We start from the raw sequence: 16,196 nt of genomic DNA, 5'->3' as shown, positions 1-16,196 counted from the left end.
TTGGTGTGTAGGGCCTGGGCACGGATAATGATTAACCGTGATCAAAAGCATGAGCTGGACTGTCCACGGAGACGGTAAAACTATTAAGCCTGGGGCGGTTGTTGCTCCGGAAGAGCGCTTGAGCTGGGGCCGGACCATTGGCATCGGTATGCAGCACGTCATCGCTATGTTTGGTGCGACGTTGCTGGTCCCCACCCTGACCGGTTTCCCGGTGAACACCACACTGTTGTTCTCCGGGCTCGGAACCATGTTGTTCCTGCTGCTGACTCGGAACCGGTTGCCGTCCTACCTGGGCAGTTCTTTTGCGTTCATCGCACCGCTCGTCGCCACCCAAGGCGAAGGTATCAGCACCCAGTTGGGCGGCATTGTTGTCGCCGGCCTGGTGTTGGCACTCATCGGTGTGGTGGTCAAGGTGGCGGGGCGTCGCGTGATCGATGCGGTGATGCCACCGACGGTCACTGGTGCAATCGTCGCCCTGATCGGTCTGAATCTGTCCCCAGTGGCCGCCTCGAACTTTGCCACCCAGCCGCTGGTGGCATGCGTGACGTTGGCTGCGATCCTGGTGGCCACTGTTGCCGGGCGCGGGATGGTGGCACGTCTGGGGATCCTCATCGGCGTTATCGTTGGTTGGGTGTTTGCTGCCGTGACGGGCAATTTGAAGGAAGGTGCGGCTGACACCATCGCACAGGCTGCCTGGATTGGTTTCCCGACCTTCCACGCTCCGGAGTTTAAACTCTCGGTCATCCTGGTCACCCTGCCGGTGATTATTGTGCTGGTGGCGGAAAACGTCGGGCACGTGAAGGCGGTGTCCGCGATGACGGGCCGTAACCTCGATGATCTCGCCGGCGACGCCTTGATCGCGGATGGTCTGGCTACGACACTGGCCGGTGGTTTTGGTGGCTCCGGCACTACCACCTATGCCGAGAACGTGGGCGTGATGGCTGCAACCAAGGTCTACTCGACGGCGGCCTACTGGGTCGCAGCGTGCACCGCGATTGCGCTTGCGTTTATCCCTAAGTTTGGCGCCTTGATCTTCACCATTCCTACCGGGGTGCTGGGCGGAGCGACGATCGTGCTTTATGGCTTGATCGGTATGCTCGGCGTGCGCATCTGGCAAGACAACAACATCAATTTCAATGACCCAGTGAACCTCACCGCAGCAGCGGTGGCCCTGGTTGCGGGTATCGGCAACCTGACGCTCACCGTATTCGGAGTGGAGCTGGAAGGCATCGCCTGGGGTTCAGCAGGCATCATCGTGGTGTATCCGATCCTGCGGTGGTTGTACACGCACGTTGGTGAAGGACGTTTGGCTGGAAAGTTTTAAAACGCACTAATGGCCGGCAGGGGTTGATACCTGCCGGCCATTTTTGGTTAAGAGACCTTAAGCGTCGAGATCCTTCTCAATGAGCTCGGCGATCTTCTTCATTGCGGCCTCGTTTTCGGAGGAGACCACAACCTGGTCGTCCTTTTCTGCGCCGAGCGCCATGATCATCAGGGACGAGGCGGCGTCGGTAGGCTCGTCGTCTTCCTCACCAACGAGAGCGAGGTAGATGTCCTCGTCGTACTCTGCTGCAGCCTCTGCGATGATGGTTGCCGGGCGAGCGTGCAGGCCGACTGCGGAACCTACGGTGACGGTGGTGGAGAACATAAGATCAATCCTTTTCTGTTGGTGGAACGTAGTGTCCCAGTGTAGTGAAAACTGTGCTTAGACGGTGTGAAGGGTCTTGTTTGGCCACAGTTGCTTGACCGCGATGACAGCGAAAGCAGACACCAGCGACCCGGCGACGATGGCCACCAACCATGCCCAGAACGGGCTGATAGCGAAGAATACGAATAGACCACCGTGTGGCGCGCGGGACCCGGCGCCGAACGCCATCGAAATTGCACCGGTTACTGCGCCGCCGAGCATCATTGACGGGATGACACGGAACGGGTCTGCTGCGGCGAATGGGATGGCGCCTTCGGAGATGAAGGAAAGCCCCAGCAGCCAGGCCGATTTGCCGTTTTCCTGCTCTGCAGGGGTAAACTGCTGCTTGCGCAGGAAGGTAGCGATGGACAGCGCGATCGGTGGCACCATACCGGCAGCCATGACAGCGGCCATCACCTTCATCGAGGCTTCGTCGCCGGTGGACAGGCCAGCGGTGGCAAACAAGTACGCTGCCTTGTTCACCGGGCCACCGAGGTCGAAGCACATCATCAGGCCAAGAATGATGCCGAGCAGGATGGAGGAAGACCCGCTCATTCCGGTCAGCCAGTCCTGTAGCCCCATCATGATCGCGGCCAGCGGGCGTCCGAGCACCAGGAACATCAACACGCCAACAAGCAAGGTGGTCACCAGCGGGATGATCACCACAGGCATGAGCGATGCCACCACGCGCGGGACCTTCCAGTTACTAATCCAGTAGGCAATCAAACCGGCCAGGATGCCGGTGACCAGGCCACCAATGAAGCCCGCGCCGAGGGTCACTGCGATAGCGCCACCGGCGAAACCTGGGGCGATACCAGGGCGACCGGCGAGAGCGTAGGCGATGTAGCCGGAGAGTGCGGCGACGATGAATCCCATCGCAGCTTGTCCTATGGCGAAGAACACAGCGCCCAGATACAGGAGCAGTCCAGCGCGTTCGAACGTAACTTCAGCGCCATCGACAGAGATAGTGTTGCCCGGCAGGTTGGTCAGCGAGTACTCCGTGGCAATGTTTTCCCACCCATTGGCCATGTCATAGCCGCCGAAGAGGAATCCGAGGGCGAGCAACAAACCGCCAGCCGCGACGAAGGGGATCATGTAGGACACGCCGGTCATTACAGCTTGTTGAATCCGCTTGCCCCAACCAAGTTGGCCTTTTTCTTCTTCCGTATCCGTGGCCGCGGCGGTTCCGGAGACCCGGTGGGCGTGTGGGTTGTGGGCCGCCTTGATGGCTTCGTCCAGCATTTTGTCTGGCTCGTTAATCGCGCGTTTGACCCCGGATTCGATCACAGGTTTACCGGCGAAGCGTTCGCGTTCCTTCACTCCCACGTCGGTGGCGAAGATAACGGCGTCCGCCGCGGCAATCGTAGCCGATGGAAGCGGGGTGACTGCCGAGGAACCTTGGGTTTCCACCTGGATGGTCACGTCATCGCGCTTCCCGGCTGCTTGGGTGAGGGAATCAGCGGCCATGTAGGTGTGGGCGATTCCGGTCGGGCAGGCGGTGACGGCGACGATACTGACGGCCCCGTTGTTCTTTTCTTCGGCCGCTGTGGCTTGTTTCGGTGCTGGATTAAGAATGCCTTGGACGAGGTCGACGATTTCTTGTTCGCTAGTGGCAGCGCGCAACGCTGACGCGAACTCATCCTTAACCAGCGCGCGGGCCAGCGTTGACAGGATCTTTAGGTGTGCCTTGCCACTTCCTTCCGGGGCCGCGATAAGGAACACCAAGTCAGCGTCCCCGTCGGGGCCACCGAAATCAGCGGCTGGTTCCAGCCGCGCAAATCCCAGTGTCGGATCCTCGACAGCGGCGGTGCGACAGTGCGGAATGGCAATGCGTCCCTTGAAACCGGTGGGGGAGGTGGCTTCGCGGGCTTTGGCGTCGTGAAGCAATTGCGTGGGGTCGCTGGTACGGCCGGCCTCGGCGAGCAGCGCGGCGAGACGTTCAATGACCTCACTGGAGCTGTGGCCGAGATTGCGGTCGAGACTGACGAGCTCCGGAGTGATGACGGGAGTACTCATGAAATGTCCTTAACAGTGACGTTGCTGAGTTGGAGTTGTTCGGGGGTCGGTAATTGGGTGCCGGGCAGGGAAGCAGCGGCGGAGCCGTATGCCACGGCGTGACGCAGCGCTTCAGCAGGGGAAACATCAGTGCACGATGCCATGACGAAGCCCGCGAGGGAGCTATCTCCCGCGCCCACCGTGGACACTGCGGTGATAGGAGGCGGGCATGCAGACCAAGCGCCATCGGCGCGCACCAGGACTGCGCCGGCAGCGCCCAGCGTCACCAGCACATTGTCCACACCGCGTTCCTGCAGTTGACGCGCTGCCTTAACGACGGCCGTAACGTCGCCACTTTTGGCCTCCGCTTCCAAGGCCGCTCCATCCACACCAACGGCCTGCCCCAGTTCCTCGCCGTTGGGTTTGATCAGAGCCGGGCGGGCACGATCGATGTTTTCTAACACAGCGCGCAGGGGAGCGTCAGAGGTATCAATAGCAATGCGCAGTTCGGGGTTCTCGGTGTGCAGCAGCTCTGCCAGGTGCGAATACCAATCGACTGGTGCCCCCGGCGGCAAAGACCCCGCGAGAACCGCCCAGGATGCGCCTTTGGCTTTAGACACAAGGAGCTGCTCGCACTGTTGCAGGGCCGATTCCGTGAGCTGAGGGCCCGGACCATTTAACTTTGTGGTAGTGCCGTCAGGCTCCGTGATGGTGACGTTCGTGCGTACTGCGTCGTCATTCGTGACGAACTCGTAGTTGACGTCCTTCTTAAGCAGCAACCGGATGAACGGATCATTGTGCGGGGCAGGGAACACTGCGAGCGTCGGTCGGCGCGCCAGATGAGCCGCGACACTAACATTGATGCCTTTGCCACCAGCCGCGCGAGTGACGGTGTTCAGGCGGTGGACTGCGCCCCGGCGGAGCTGAGTTGACAGGTCCATCGTGCAGTCGATGCTCGGGTTGGGGGTGAAGGTCAAAATCATGCGACCACTACCTCGATCCCCAACGACTCCAAGATCTCATAATGCTGCGGGATCACCCCGGAATCCGTGACCACAATGTCTATCGAATCCAGCGGGGCGAAAGTAACCAAAAAGTCCTTTTTGAACTTGGTGGAATCACACAGCACCATTACCTTGTGCGCGCTCTGAACCATCGCTGCTTTCACCGCGGCTTCTGACGGGTCAGGGGTGGAACAACCGTGATTAAGGGACAACCCGTTTGCCCCCAGCACGGCCACGTCGGCACGAAGCTGTTGCAGCTCGCGAACGGTTTGGTCCCCGACGATAGCTCGGGTGATCGGTCGGATCCGTCCACCCATCAGGTGAACCCCCGTGAGCCCGTAATCAGTGGTGAGGTTTGCCACCGGAAGAGAGTTGGTGATCATCGTCATGGATGACGTGTGGGATGTCTTACCGCCACTGGCCAGCGCGCGAACGAATTCCAACGTGGTGGTGCCAGAATCGATGGTGATGGCATTGAGCTGTGGTAGCTGTTGCAGCCGGTTCCACGCCGCCGCCGCGATCCGTTTTTTCTTGTCGATGTTCACCATGGTGTTGGAGTCATACTCCATCTCCACGTTGTGGTTGGGAGAAACAGACACCGCGCCACCGTGTACCCGGACCAGCCGCCCTCTTTTCTCCAACGCTTTAAGATCGCGCCGGATTGTCTCTGGCGTGACATTAAAGTGTGATGACAGCTGAGAAACGCTCACATGACCAGCCGATTGTGTGGTCTGCGCAATTTCTGCTTGGCGTTCAAGTGCAGAAAGCATGATGCCTCGCTCTGACTGCTAGTGAAGGAAATAAAGTGACTTAAGCTATAAGCTGTTACCAGCTAGTACTAAGTAACAGCTTAATACCACGCGGTGTTGGAATGTCAACAGGTGTGACCAGGATTCCAGACATAAAACAACATCGAGGTGTTAGGCTTTAAGTAAGCTCAATCGCAATCGTAAAGACGGGTGAGAAGTAGTGACCGACGCAGCACAATCAGTGACAGTTAAAGGCACCGCCGTGGTAGATGGTGTCAGATTCGCCCCGGCCGTGTGGGTGGCTCCGCGCCCAACACTGCCCACCTCCTCCACACCGTTACCGGAGGACAAACGACCCGAAGAATTAGAGCGCTTTACCGTCGCCGCCGATGCCGTTGCAGTCCGGCTGGAAGAGCGGTCAGCCGCTGTCACGGGCAATGCTGCGGAGGTGCTCAAAGCCACCGCAGGAATGGTGCGCGACCGTGGTTGGCGCAAGGCAGTACGCAAGGCTACCAATGCCGGCCATACCGCAGAATTCGCTGTGGTCGAAGCTACGGGCAGCTTCATCGCCATGTTCGAAAAGGCTGGCGGACTCATGGCGGAACGCGTCACTGACCTGCGCGATATTCGTGACCGCGTTATCGCTGAACTGCGAGGCGAACCGGAACCAGGGCTGCCACAGGCCGACCGTGAAGTTGTTCTGCTCGCCGACGATCTCTCTCCCGCCGACACCGCAGTCCTGGATACTTCCATCTTCACGGCGCTCGTCACCCGCCTTGGTGGGCCCACCAGCCATACTGCGATCATCGCGCGACAGCTCGGCGTGCCGTGCATCGTAGCAGCTGGCTCACAACTTGAGACCATCAGCGAAGGCACCGCAGTCCTCGTCGACGGTGGCGCCGGCACCGTAACCACCGGGGTAGACCCAGAGCAAGCTGGTCGGCTGGTGGCAGACTCGCGCGCCAAGGCAGAGAAGATCAAGAGCTGGCGCGGGCCTTCCCAAACCAAGGACGGCCACCGCGTGCAACTCCTCGCCAATGTGCAGGACGGTAACGCGGCAAAGAAAGCAGCGGAAACCCAGGCGGAAGGCATTGGTTTGTTCCGCACGGAATTGTGCTTCCTGTCCGCAACGTCAGAACCTTCGGTGGAAAACCAAGCTGAGGTGTACCAAAAGGTATTTGAAGCCTTCCCGGACTCCAAAGTGGTGGTGCGTACCCTGGACGCCGGCTCGGATAAACCCGTCCCATTCGCCTCGCTCGCGCACGAGGACAATCCTGCCTTGGGTGTGCGTGGTCTGCGCATTGCTCGACAAAACGAAGAGTTACTCACCCGTCAGCTCGACGCTATTGCACTGGCATCCAAGCAAGCAGGTCGCGGACCAGACGTCCCAACTTGGGTGATGGCCCCGATGGTGGCAACGGCGTACGAGGCCCAGTGGTTCGCAGGCTTGTGTCGCGAACGCGGACTCACCGCTGGTGCCATGATCGAGGTGCCAGCCGCGGCACTCATGGCGGACCACCTGCTGCCTCACCTCGACTTTGTGTCTATCGGCACCAACGACCTCACCCAGTACACGATGGCTGCCGACCGACTCTCCCCAGAGCTGGCTTACCTCACGGATCCATGGCAGCCTGCAGTGCTGCGTCTGATCCAGCACACCTGTGAAGTAGCCAAGACCACGCAAACTCCAGTCGGCGTGTGTGGCGAAGCCGCAGCAGATCCAAACCTGGCCATCGTGTTGACTGGCCTGGGCGTGTCTTCGTTGTCTGCGGCGTCGAACTCCGTGGCCGCAGTGGGTGCGCACTTGGCTGAGGTGGACATTAATTTCTGCCTGGCAGCGGCCGACGCTGCGATGAGCGCTTCCGGGGCTCAGGAAGCCCGGGCCGCCGTGCAGGCGCTTTTCGACGCCCAGTCCTAACGAACCTGAGCCAGTTCCGGCTGCAGAACATCTGGAGTCGGAACGGCACGGGCCGGATCGCCGATCGGGGCGTTGGCATACGCAAGCGCCGAGATCAGCGCAGCTTGAGGATCAGCTGCCACGTCCGCTAGGAGCAGTCCCGCGAGGGCAGCATCCTGCCAGGGCAACCACTGTTTGCCTGGATCACCGACGAACTCAGCGGAGTAACTTGCGCCAGCTGCGCCGGAAAACAGCTCAAAATGGGTTCTGCTGTGGCACACCAAGATGTGGGGGACTGCTGCGTCGGTAAGCGTGCTTATCGCTGTGTCGCGCTGCTCGGTGCTGTCGAACTCTGCGGTGTCAATGACGAGCACATCTGGTTTGGTGGTGTACACCTGGCGTAGCACCGCGCCGAGGGGTTGACCGGACGTGGAGACCGCGATCTTCACACCAGGGTGGTAGAGGCGAAGTGCGCGCATGACATCGACGTACCAGGAGGCATGAGCGATGTCAGGAAGCATACCGGCGAGGACGACCCATTCGGCGGTTTCTGCCGCCGCTACGCACATATCCCGCAGGATCGCCAGTTCCGACACTTTCAGTTCCATGGGAGGGTCAACAAACTGCAGCTGGCGACCGGCGGGCGAATCGATGAGGTATCGCACGGGGATAGGGCCGGGGACGTCAACAATCTCGTAGGGAAGCCCCTGCAGCGAGAGCATGCGGATGAATTGACTGACCTCGGGAGCTGGGACCAGCACGCGGGTATCCTGGCCTGCGCAGTAGAGCATTTGGGCCACATTGACCCCGCCGCCTGCTGGTACCACGGCTACTTCGGACAGGGCGTTGGTGTGCTCCCAGGACAGTTCCTCGGACAGCCGTGAGGTGCGGAACAGCTCGGGCGTGGTTGCGACGTTAAGGATCATGATGCGATAACTACCTGGATCTCGCGTTCGCGCAGGGCTTCGACGATGGATTCTGGGGCGTCCGCATCAGTGACTACCACGTCGATGTCGTCGATCCCGGCGAAGCTCACCAGGTAGTCATTGCCGAGCTTGGTGGAGTCACACAGCACGACCACCTTCTGAGCATTGGTGATCATGGCGCGCTTCACCGCGGCCTCCTGGGAATCGGCGGTGGACAGACCGTGGTCCAGGGTGAGAGCATTGGTGCCGATGAACGCGACTTCCGCACGCATCAGGGCCAAGGTGCGTAGTGCGGTATCGCCGACTACCGCCTGGGTGATAGCGCGGACCGTGCCTCCCAGCAGCTGTACCTCGTCTAGTCCGGCGTTAGCCAAGCTCAGTGCGATAGACAGGCAGTTGGTAACGATGGACCAGTGGTGCGCCTGTGGATCTTCAGCCAACATATCTGCCAATGCCGCGACCGTTGTGCCAGCATCGAGGAAAATACCACCGTGCCGATCTGGAAGGAACTCCAGCGCCCCTCGAGCAATAGCGCTTTTGGCGCCAGAGGCGGACTTTGAACGCGTGTCAAGGGTGAACTCGGTGGTGAGGAAGCTTTGGGTGGCTACTGCACCACCGTGGACGCGGTGGATGATTCCTTCGTGAGCGAGTACGGCGAGGTCGCGTCGTACCGTCTCGGCGGTGACATCGAAACGTTGCGCCAGGTCGGTGACATTGACGCGGCCTTCAATAGCGGTGAGGGACGCAATCTGGCGGCGGCGTTCTTCTGCGTACATTCATACTCCTAGGGATAAAGCAGCGGTGTACCACACTAAAACGTGACCCCAGCATTCGGTTATAACTGGAGTCACTGTTGTTGCAGAGTATCTGAATAAATCCAGTCCAGTATCCCACAAAGTTGGTGTCCGATCGGGCAAAGCAAACAAAATGTGTCGCAAAAGCTACCGAAACTACCCCCGATTTGGGAAGAGGAAAGTTTTGTAATGGAAACAATGCCTGGTTGTGGTTACCCCATAGCAGGCCCCTAGCTACAACTTGCGCAGGACGGAGACCACCTTTCCCATGATTTCCGCATGCTCGGCAGGGATTGGGGAGAAGGCATCGTTGTGGGGAAGGAGCCAGACACCAGTGGAGTCTGAGTGGAACTCTTTGACCGTTGCCTCGCCGTCGATCATGGCTGCAACAAATTCACCCTCCTCTGCAACTGGTTGGGAACGGACAACAACCCAGTCTCCGTTGAGGATGCCTGCATCTCGCATGGATTCGCCGACCACTTGCAGCATAAACAGCTCGCCGTCGCCAACAATGTCGGCGGGCAGCGGGTAGTACTCCTCGATGTTCTGCTCGGCAAGAATGGGATTGCCGGCGGCAATGCTGCCCACAACCGGGATGAAGTTGGTAGCTACCGCCTCCGAAGGGGCCGGGGTTTCCACTTGCTTCTTTCGCCCAGGCTTTGGACCGGCCTTTGACTTAGTGACCTCCGGTAGGTGGCGGACATCTACCGCGCGTGGCTTGTTGGGGTCTCGGCGCAAGAAGCCTTTTTCCTCAAGCTGGCGTAGCTGATATGCCACAGAGGAGGTGGACTGCAGATCTACGGCGTCGCCAATCTCGCGAATGCTCGGAGGGTAGCCCCGAAGTACCACGGCATCGCGGATAACTTCTAGGATTCGTCGCTGGCGTTCGGTGAGCTTCGGCTGTGGCGAATTTTTCTTAGCTGGTGACATGGTAAGTCCCTTATGGTGCTTGTTCGAAAATTAACTTAGGAACGGACGTTGGTGTTTTCGAATAATGGTAGTGGCTGTGTTGTTGCCAAACACAGTACCAGCTAAAACACGTGGTGTCATATTAATTTTCGAGTGTTGAGAAAAATTTCTTTCGAAAATGTGGGCCAACGCTAGACATTCGAAAATGATCGTGCTACAAATCGAACATAGCAACGAATTTCGAACATGTGGGCTATGAAAATGCTTCGAGGGAGGGCTGCCGTGTCGGCACGATCTCCTAGAGTGCACAACCAGTCCACTAAGAAAGGAAGGTAGACCCGATGACCACCGTCAGCACTCCACGCTCTTACGCTCACAACAGCTTCGCGTCTCACGCGGTAGTACCTCCTGCGGCAACCTGGAATGGGGGAGATTCCCGGTTTACAGCGAGCCATACTCGCGTTGTTCAAGGGCGCGTGCTACCGCCACAGGGAGTGACTAGCACTCGGCGCAGCGCTTCCCCGCGTCGGTTTGCTCTTGGGCAGCTAGCAATGGGCGCGGTCTTAGGGCTCACCGCTGTGATTGGAATGCTGGCGGTAGATCCGGCTGATGACGTAGTAACGCCAGCCACGGGCACCACGCACTTCGCTTCCATGAATGTGAAGTAAGGGCACTAGAATCAGAAACGTTCCCGCCACGACTATTGCCCGGAGCGTACCTGATCCTATGTACTGTCCTTTTTGCCATCACACGACATCCCGCGTGATTGATTCCCGCGTCATCGATGGCGGCGCCGCAATTCGGCGTAGAAGAGAATGCTCTCAATGCGAGGGCCGGTTCACCACCGTAGAAAAGGCGGTGCTCTTGGTTGTTAAGCGAAACGGTGTGACGGAACCGTTTAGTCGTGAAAAAGTCATCACTGGTGTGAGACGAGCATGCCAGGGACGCGACGTGTCCGACGATGCCCTTAAGCGACTAGCTCAAGAAGTAGAAGAGTCGGTACGCAGCCACGGCAGCAGTCAAATCAACGCTAACGACATTGGCCTAGCCATCTTGGAACCGCTCCGAGAACTGGACGAGGTGGCCTACCTGCGCTTCGCCTCGGTGTATAAGTCCTTCGAAAGCGCAGACGATTTTGAGTCCGAAATTCGTCTCATGCGTCGTCGAGCCCGAAACGCTTAGCTCCCGCTACCGTAACTTAGCGATCGCCTTCTCGATCCGGCGCACCGACACCGAATGCGCGGTTCCCAGTTGCTGAGCGAACAAGCTAACCCGCAACTCCTGCAGCTGCCAATTAATATCCTTGACTGCAGCAGTCTTTTCCCTGCCTCGAGGCAAACTACGGAGCTTCTGCTTCAGCAAGTCCTGGCAGGCAGTGACTTCATCCTGCAGATCCGCATCCCGGTCGGGATCCCTGTCCATCGCATCCAGACGAATAAGCATCGCTCGCAGATACCGGGGCAAGTGACGCAGATGGTCCATCCCATGAATGCTAATGGCGTGCTGCGGCAGCAAGAACGCTAGCTGCTCTCGCATGTCGTCGATAGCCTCGCCAGTCCACTGGTCTAGCTCATCTTTTACCGCCAAATAATCCACCAGCGCCGGTGCCAGCGTGACCACTGTCGCACGGACTTTTCCGGGCACGTCCGGCTTGATCTTCGTTACCAGGTCAGCAAAAGCCTCCGGTGAACGAACGGGGCCGCCGTGGGCCAGCAGCAGATCGCGCACCGCCGCAACCTTTGCGTCCTCCAACAGGCCGGTCATTTTCCCGTGCGGATAGTGCTCTACTCCCACGCGTTGTTTCAGTGGCAGACCATTGAGCATGTTCTTGCCTGGCGTCGGAATCTCCTTGAGCAGTAAAGCAAGGGTGGCGGTGAGCATCGCAGCGTCGGCTTCCGCCTGGGTTGGTAGCGCATGCACGGCAACGCCATCCGAGCTCACCACTAAGGCAGGGTAGGCCACAATGTCCTGACCATCGACCTTAGTCACTACCTCTGTAGGGAGGCTCCCAAGAGCGTCGTTATCCCACGTCAACGCGGTGTCGCTCACTTGCTTTCCACGTCGTACCGCCTTGTTGACGGAGGCCTTAACTTTCTCCGTACTACGGCTCTTGAGCGCCGCCAAAGATTTGTCGGAGTCGACGATCTTCCCGCGTCGGTCAATCGCAGCGTAGGTGATACGCAGGTGCGGTTGGAGTTTGTCTAATGCGAAATCGCTCGGATCAATTCCTGCCGCCCCAAATCCTCGCAAGACCGTGGCGAGTTGCTGCAGCAGATCCCCAAAGTGAGGCTTGAGCTCCGGAAGGGCCCGCGCCGCGAAATCCGGCGCGGGGATAACGGTTCGGCGCAGTGGTTTAGGCAGACTGCGGATTAATTCCGTGACCAGTTCGTGGCGAAGCCCGGGCACCAGCCAATCGAAGCCTTCATCGGTGATGCCTGCGAGTAGCGGGATAGGAATATGGACTGTGACGCCATCGAATTTGTGCCCCGGCTCGAAGTGGTACTTGAGCTCGTACTCGAGTGAGCCCTGGCGCCAAACGTCCGGGAATTGCTCCTCGGCGATAGTGTCGGCCTCTGCGCTGAGCAGTTTCGCTGGATCAAAGTTGAGAAGTTCGGGGTTGCGCTGGCGCTCGCTTTTCCACCAGGAATCAAAGTGACGGGCCGTCGTTATGCGTTCCGGCAGTTTCTTGTCGTAGAAATCAAACAAGGTGTTCTCATCTACGACTAGGTCGCGACGGCGTGCCTTTTCCTCCAGCCGCGCGGCCTCTGCGAGCTGTTGTGCATTGTGGTGGAAGAACGTGTGGTGGGTGTTCCACTGGCCTTCGATGAGCGCGTTGCGGATGAACATCTCTCGCGCGGCCACCGGGTCCACGCGGTGATAGGGCACAAGCTTATCGACGACAATCGTCACCCCGAACAACGTGGACTTTTGATACACCATGGCAGCGCCACGCTTCGTTGACCAATGGGGTTCCGAATACTGATGGCGGAGCAGATCACCGGCGAGTTTTTCTACCCACGCAGGGTCAATCGCTGCCACGTCGCGGGCCCACAGCCGCGACGTATCCACCAGCTCCGCAGCCATGACGAACTGGGGTGGCTTCTTTGCCAGGGCTGAGCCCGGGAACACCATGAACCTAGCGCCGCGGGCACCCATGAATTCCTTGGAGTCACCTTCCCGTTGTCCAATGTGGGAGAGCAAACCAGCAAGAAGGGACTGGTGGAGAGCATCACTGTTGATAGGTGTGGTCTCTGTTGCCCAGCCGAGATCCTTCGTGATCCCGCGGAGTTGCCGGACGAGATCCTGCCATTCCCGGATACGTAGGTAGTGCAGGTATTCCTTGCGAACCAGTTTGCGGAAGGCGTTACCAGATAAGTCTCGGGATTGCTCCGAAAGATAGTCCCAGAGCTTGAGGTAGCTAAGGAAATCGCTGGTGGTGTCTTTAAAGCGGGCGTGCAGTTGGTCAGCTTGTGCCTGGTGTTCGAGAGGGCGTTCGCGCACGTCCTGGATGGTGAGGGCTGCGACGATGATCAGCGCCTTGTCCAAGCAGCCATTGCGATCCGCCTCCACCAGCATTCGTGCTAACCGCGGATCGACGGGAATGCGGGCGAGCTTGCGTCCGATATCAGTCAACACCGGCGCTGCATTCTTCTCTTGTTGGGACATCGCGCCCAATTCGTGGAGTAGCAGCAGGCCATCACGGATCGCTTTCGGGTCCGGCGGCTGGATAAAGGGGAATTCGGAAATATCGCCCAGGCGTAACGACGCCATGTGCAGGATGACGCTGGCGAGGTTGGTACGCAAAATTTCCGGATCGGTGAACTCCGGCCGTGAGAGAAAGTCCTCCTCGGAGTACAACCGAATGGCGATGCCGTCAGCGACACGGCCACATCGGCCAGAGCGCTGATTGGCGCTGGCCTGCGAGATGGGCTCGATCGGCAGACGTTGCACCTTGGTCCGGGTGGAGTAGCGGGAGATGCGGGCCAGGCCCGTGTCCACCACGTAGTGGATCCCGGGCACGGTCAGCGAGGTCTCTGCGATGTTGGTGGCTAAGACAATGCGTCGTCGGGAATGCGGGGCAAACACCCGATGCTGTTCCTCGTTAGAAAGCCGGCCAAACAGGGGCATGACCTCGACCCCGGAGAAGCGACGCTTGTCGAGGGCCTCCATGGCGTCCCTGATGTCGCGTTCGCCGGAGAAGAAACAGAGGATGTCGCCGTCGCCTTCGCTCATCAGTTCTTCCAGCGCCATGATGACGCCGTCAATGGGGTCGATGTCCGTGACGCGATCACCATGCACGACTTCCAGCGGCCGATAGCGAATTTCTACCGGATAGGTGCGCCCGGACACCTCGATGATGGGAGCAGGGGAGCCATCGGCTTCGGTGAAGTGTTCCGCGAAGCGCTCCGGGTCGATCGTCGCGGAGGTGATGATGACCTTGAGGTCCGGACGCTTTGGAAGCAGCGCCTTAAGGTATCCCAGCAGGAAGTCGATGTTCAGGGAGCGTTCGTGCGCCTCATCGATAATGATGGTGTCATAAGCGCGAAGTAGGCGGTCGCGCTGCATTTCGGCAAGCAGAATGCCGTCTGTCATCAACTTGACGGAAGTGGTGTCGGAGACACGATCATCAAAGCGGATGGCGTAGCCAACGCTCTCGCCGATCTTTTGATCCAGTTCCTCGGCGATGCGTTCCGCAACCGTGCGCGCGGCGAGCCTGCGGGGTTGAGTATGCCCAATGAGTCCCCGCGTGCCGCGACCGAGTTCCAGACACATCTTCGGGATCTGCGTGGTTTTGCCAGACCCGGTTTCACCAGCGATGATCACCACTTGGTGGTCGCGGATCGCTGAGATAATGTCGTCGCGACGTGCGCTAACGGGAAGCTGCTCTGGGTAGGTGATAGTGGGCACAGCTTCACGACGCATTGCCACCGCAATCTGAGCCTCATCGATATCGCGGGCAATGGCTGTGAAAGCGCGTGGCGACTTAGCTTTGGCTAAGCGGCGTCGGAAAGCTGCTTCGGCGGTGAGAGAGACCTCACTGAGGCGCTTGTACAGCTCTCGCTTGGTGGGGGACTGTGGGGTATTCATAGCTAACCCACCAGTGTAGTACTAGGTGACTAGCGCGCTGCTTCGAAGGCCTTGGCAATCACGCTGCCGAATTCCTTGAACTCCTCCGCACGGTGCGAAGAAGAACGGAACGCAAGGCCAATCGTGCGTTCGGCCTGCACCTTAGGGGAAAATTCTGCGATCGCGATCCCCGGACGGTGAGCTTCCCACTCCACCGCGGATTCTGGGATGAGTGTGGCGCCCATGCCACCGGCCACGCACTGCATGACGGTGGCCAGGCTGGAGGCCTGTGCCACGGCAGACCGAGTGGTGGTGGGGTGAACGTCAGCCAATCGGCACAGGTCCACAACTTGGTCGCGGAGGCAGTGGCCGTCGTCAAGGAGCAGCAGGTTGAGCTCTTTCAATGCGTTCAGGTCGAGATCAGTGCGGCCAGCGAGCGGGTGGCCTTCCTGTAGCGCGATGACGAACTTTTCGGTGTAGAGCGGCACCTCAACCAACCCTTGCTTGCCGGATGGGATGGCGAACAGGATGACGTCCAGGTGGCCGTCGCGGAGCTGGGCGACGAGCTGCTCGGTTTGAGCCTCAACGATGCGGGGCTCAAGATCGGTGAACTGCTCCTTCATGAGCCGAAGGAAGTTCGGGAGGATGTATGGGGCAACCGTGGGGATCATGCCGATGGTGAGGGGACCAGAGAGGGAACCGTCCGCGCCCTGGGCGTGCATGAGGAACTTGTCAGCGGCGTCGAGCGTGGCCTTTGCCTCAGGCAGCAGCATTTCACCCACCGGGGTGACGATGACGCGACGGGTGGAGCGTTCGATGAGCTGGACTCCCAGACCGGACTCCAAAGCAACAAGAGCCTGAGACAGCGAAGGCTGTGAAATCGACAGTTTTGCTGCCGCAGTGCCAAAGTGCTTGGTTTCAGCGATCGTTACAAAGGTTCGCAGCTGTGCCAGGGTAGGGCGGTATCCGCGAGATGCCATGGTGTATTCCTCATCAAACTTATGGTGGTCAGTGGATGGGAGGTTTCCTGCCGAAAATGATCGAACACAGGGGTGACCTCCACCCCACGGAACTCTCATATATAACGATTCAGTTACAGAGTTTCCTTTTGCAATTTAAACATTTTTTAAGTTACTAGTCACATAGGAATGCCCTCTAACCGGGGGTA

13 protein-coding genes are annotated in these 16,196 nt (G+C 59.1%); 4 read left to right on the top strand and 9 right to left on the bottom strand.

Annotation, left to right across the window (positions count from 1 at the left end; all coding sequences use genetic code 11):
- Window positions 1-49: 49 nt before the first annotated feature.
- A complete protein-coding gene (locus tag ACZ6ZO_RS01330) occupies window positions 50-1,324 on the top strand; it encodes a uracil-xanthine permease family protein (RefSeq protein ID WP_465289992.1) in 1,275 nt (424 codons plus the stop codon).
- 57 nt (window positions 1,325-1,381) lie between these two features.
- Here the strand turns inward: ACZ6ZO_RS01330 and ACZ6ZO_RS01325 are convergent, their stop codons facing one another.
- Genes ACZ6ZO_RS01325 through ACZ6ZO_RS01310 form a run of 4 tightly spaced genes read right to left on the bottom strand, consistent with a single transcriptional unit; the run spans window position 1,382 to window position 5,456 of the window.
- Window positions 1,382-1,648 (bottom strand): HPr family phosphocarrier protein, encoded by a 267-nt coding sequence (locus ACZ6ZO_RS01325; protein ID WP_182386296.1) that lies wholly within the window; start codon window positions 1,646-1,648, stop codon window positions 1,382-1,384.
- A 57-nt stretch (window positions 1,649-1,705) separates the two neighbouring features.
- Window positions 1,706-3,703, bottom strand: coding sequence for a PTS fructose transporter subunit IIABC (locus ACZ6ZO_RS01320; RefSeq protein ID WP_465289960.1), 1,998 nt, complete (start codon window positions 3,701-3,703; stop codon window positions 1,706-1,708).
- Window positions 3,700-4,665, bottom strand: a complete 966-nt coding sequence (gene pfkB / locus ACZ6ZO_RS01315; RefSeq protein WP_182386294.1) for a 1-phosphofructokinase — start codon at window positions 4,663-4,665, stop codon at window positions 3,700-3,702. The genes ACZ6ZO_RS01320 and pfkB overlap by 4 nt, the downstream gene beginning before the upstream one ends.
- Window positions 4,662-5,456 (bottom strand): DeoR/GlpR family DNA-binding transcription regulator, encoded by a 795-nt coding sequence (locus ACZ6ZO_RS01310; protein WP_465289957.1) that lies wholly within the window; start codon window positions 5,454-5,456, stop codon window positions 4,662-4,664. Before ACZ6ZO_RS01310 ends, pfkB begins: the two co-directional genes overlap by 4 nt.
- Before the next feature lie 199 nt (window positions 5,457-5,655).
- Between ACZ6ZO_RS01310 and ptsP the strand changes: the two genes are divergently transcribed.
- Window positions 5,656-7,353, top strand: coding sequence for a phosphoenolpyruvate--protein phosphotransferase (ptsP, locus tag ACZ6ZO_RS01305; protein ID WP_465289955.1), 1,698 nt, complete (start codon window positions 5,656-5,658; stop codon window positions 7,351-7,353).
- On the opposite strand, the gene ACZ6ZO_RS01300 is transcribed toward ptsP, so the two are convergent.
- The 3 genes from ACZ6ZO_RS01300 to lexA all read right to left on the bottom strand — a co-directional run bounded on the left by ACZ6ZO_RS01300 (window position 7,350) and on the right by lexA (window position 9,982).
- Entirely contained in the window at window positions 7,350-8,258 is a 909-nt protein-coding gene (locus ACZ6ZO_RS01300) for a carbohydrate kinase family protein (RefSeq protein WP_208767365.1), read from the bottom strand. The genes ptsP and ACZ6ZO_RS01300 overlap by 4 nt on opposite strands.
- Window positions 8,255-9,034 carry a DeoR/GlpR family DNA-binding transcription regulator gene (locus ACZ6ZO_RS01295; protein ID WP_208767366.1) on the bottom strand — a complete coding sequence of 260 codons (780 nt, stop codon included), beginning with the start codon at window positions 9,032-9,034 and terminating at the stop codon, window positions 8,255-8,257. Before ACZ6ZO_RS01295 ends, ACZ6ZO_RS01300 begins: the two co-directional genes overlap by 4 nt.
- A gap of 252 nt (window positions 9,035-9,286) precedes the next feature.
- Window positions 9,287-9,982 carry a transcriptional repressor LexA gene (lexA, locus tag ACZ6ZO_RS01290; protein WP_182386289.1) on the bottom strand — a complete coding sequence of 232 codons (696 nt, stop codon included), beginning with the start codon at window positions 9,980-9,982 and terminating at the stop codon, window positions 9,287-9,289.
- Between the two features lie 320 nt (window positions 9,983-10,302).
- On the opposite strand from lexA, the gene ACZ6ZO_RS01285 reads away from it, so the two are divergent.
- Both ACZ6ZO_RS01285 and nrdR read left to right on the top strand, forming a co-directional pair.
- Window positions 10,303-10,629 carry a hypothetical protein gene (locus ACZ6ZO_RS01285; RefSeq protein ID WP_208767368.1) on the top strand — a complete coding sequence of 109 codons (327 nt, stop codon included), beginning with the start codon at window positions 10,303-10,305 and terminating at the stop codon, window positions 10,627-10,629.
- Window positions 10,630-10,687: 58 nt separating this feature from the next.
- Complete coding sequence (nrdR, locus tag ACZ6ZO_RS01280) at window positions 10,688-11,143, top strand: transcriptional regulator NrdR (protein WP_182386287.1); 456 nt, start codon at window positions 10,688-10,690, stop codon at window positions 11,141-11,143.
- Between the two features lie 6 nt (window positions 11,144-11,149).
- Here the strand turns inward: nrdR and hrpA are convergent, their stop codons facing one another.
- Together hrpA and ACZ6ZO_RS01270 are read right to left on the bottom strand one after the other, a co-directional pair.
- A complete protein-coding gene (gene hrpA / locus ACZ6ZO_RS01275; protein ID WP_465289952.1) occupies window positions 11,150-15,049 on the bottom strand; it encodes an ATP-dependent RNA helicase HrpA in 3,900 nt (1,299 codons plus the stop codon).
- A 29-nt stretch (window positions 15,050-15,078) separates the two neighbouring features.
- Complete coding sequence (locus ACZ6ZO_RS01270; protein ID WP_182386285.1) at window positions 15,079-16,008, bottom strand: LysR substrate-binding domain-containing protein; 930 nt, start codon at window positions 16,006-16,008, stop codon at window positions 15,079-15,081.
- Between the last annotated feature and the right edge of the window lie 188 nt (window positions 16,009-16,196).

Source organism: Corynebacterium sp. NPDC104732, from assembly GCF_055583565.1.
This window is presented reverse-complemented; position numbering and strand designations above follow the sequence as displayed.

What these genes read in the sequence shown, in the direction of transcription:
- ACZ6ZO_RS01300 (WP_208767365.1), bottom strand. Translation starts at nt 8,258, where the DNA reads ATGATCCTTAACGTCGCAACCACGCCCGAGCTGTTCCGCACCTCACGG.
- ACZ6ZO_RS01285 (WP_208767368.1), top strand. Translation starts at nt 10,303, where the DNA reads ATGACCACCGTCAGCACTCCACGCTCTTACGCTCACAACAGCTTCGCG.
- nrdR (WP_182386287.1), top strand. Translation starts at nt 10,688, where the DNA reads ATGTACTGTCCTTTTTGCCATCACACGACATCCCGCGTGATTGATTCC.
- ACZ6ZO_RS01295 (WP_208767366.1), bottom strand. Translation starts at nt 9,034, where the DNA reads ATGTACGCAGAAGAACGCCGCCGCCAGATTGCGTCCCTCACCGCTATT.
- ACZ6ZO_RS01330 (WP_465289992.1), top strand. Translation starts at nt 50, where the DNA reads ATGAGCTGGACTGTCCACGGAGACGGTAAAACTATTAAGCCTGGGGCG.
- pfkB (WP_182386294.1), bottom strand. Translation starts at nt 4,665, where the DNA reads ATGATTTTGACCTTCACCCCCAACCCGAGCATCGACTGCACGATGGAC.
- ACZ6ZO_RS01310 (WP_465289957.1), bottom strand. Translation starts at nt 5,456, where the DNA reads ATGCTTTCTGCACTTGAACGCCAAGCAGAAATTGCGCAGACCACACAA.
- ACZ6ZO_RS01320 (WP_465289960.1), bottom strand. Translation starts at nt 3,703, where the DNA reads ATGAGTACTCCCGTCATCACTCCGGAGCTCGTCAGTCTCGACCGCAAT.
- hrpA (WP_465289952.1), bottom strand. Translation starts at nt 15,049, where the DNA reads ATGAATACCCCACAGTCCCCCACCAAGCGAGAGCTGTACAAGCGCCTC.
- ACZ6ZO_RS01325 (WP_182386296.1), bottom strand. Translation starts at nt 1,648, where the DNA reads ATGTTCTCCACCACCGTCACCGTAGGTTCCGCAGTCGGCCTGCACGCT.
- ACZ6ZO_RS01270 (WP_182386285.1), bottom strand. Translation starts at nt 16,008, where the DNA reads ATGGCATCTCGCGGATACCGCCCTACCCTGGCACAGCTGCGAACCTTT.
- lexA (WP_182386289.1), bottom strand. Translation starts at nt 9,982, where the DNA reads ATGTCACCAGCTAAGAAAAATTCGCCACAGCCGAAGCTCACCGAACGC.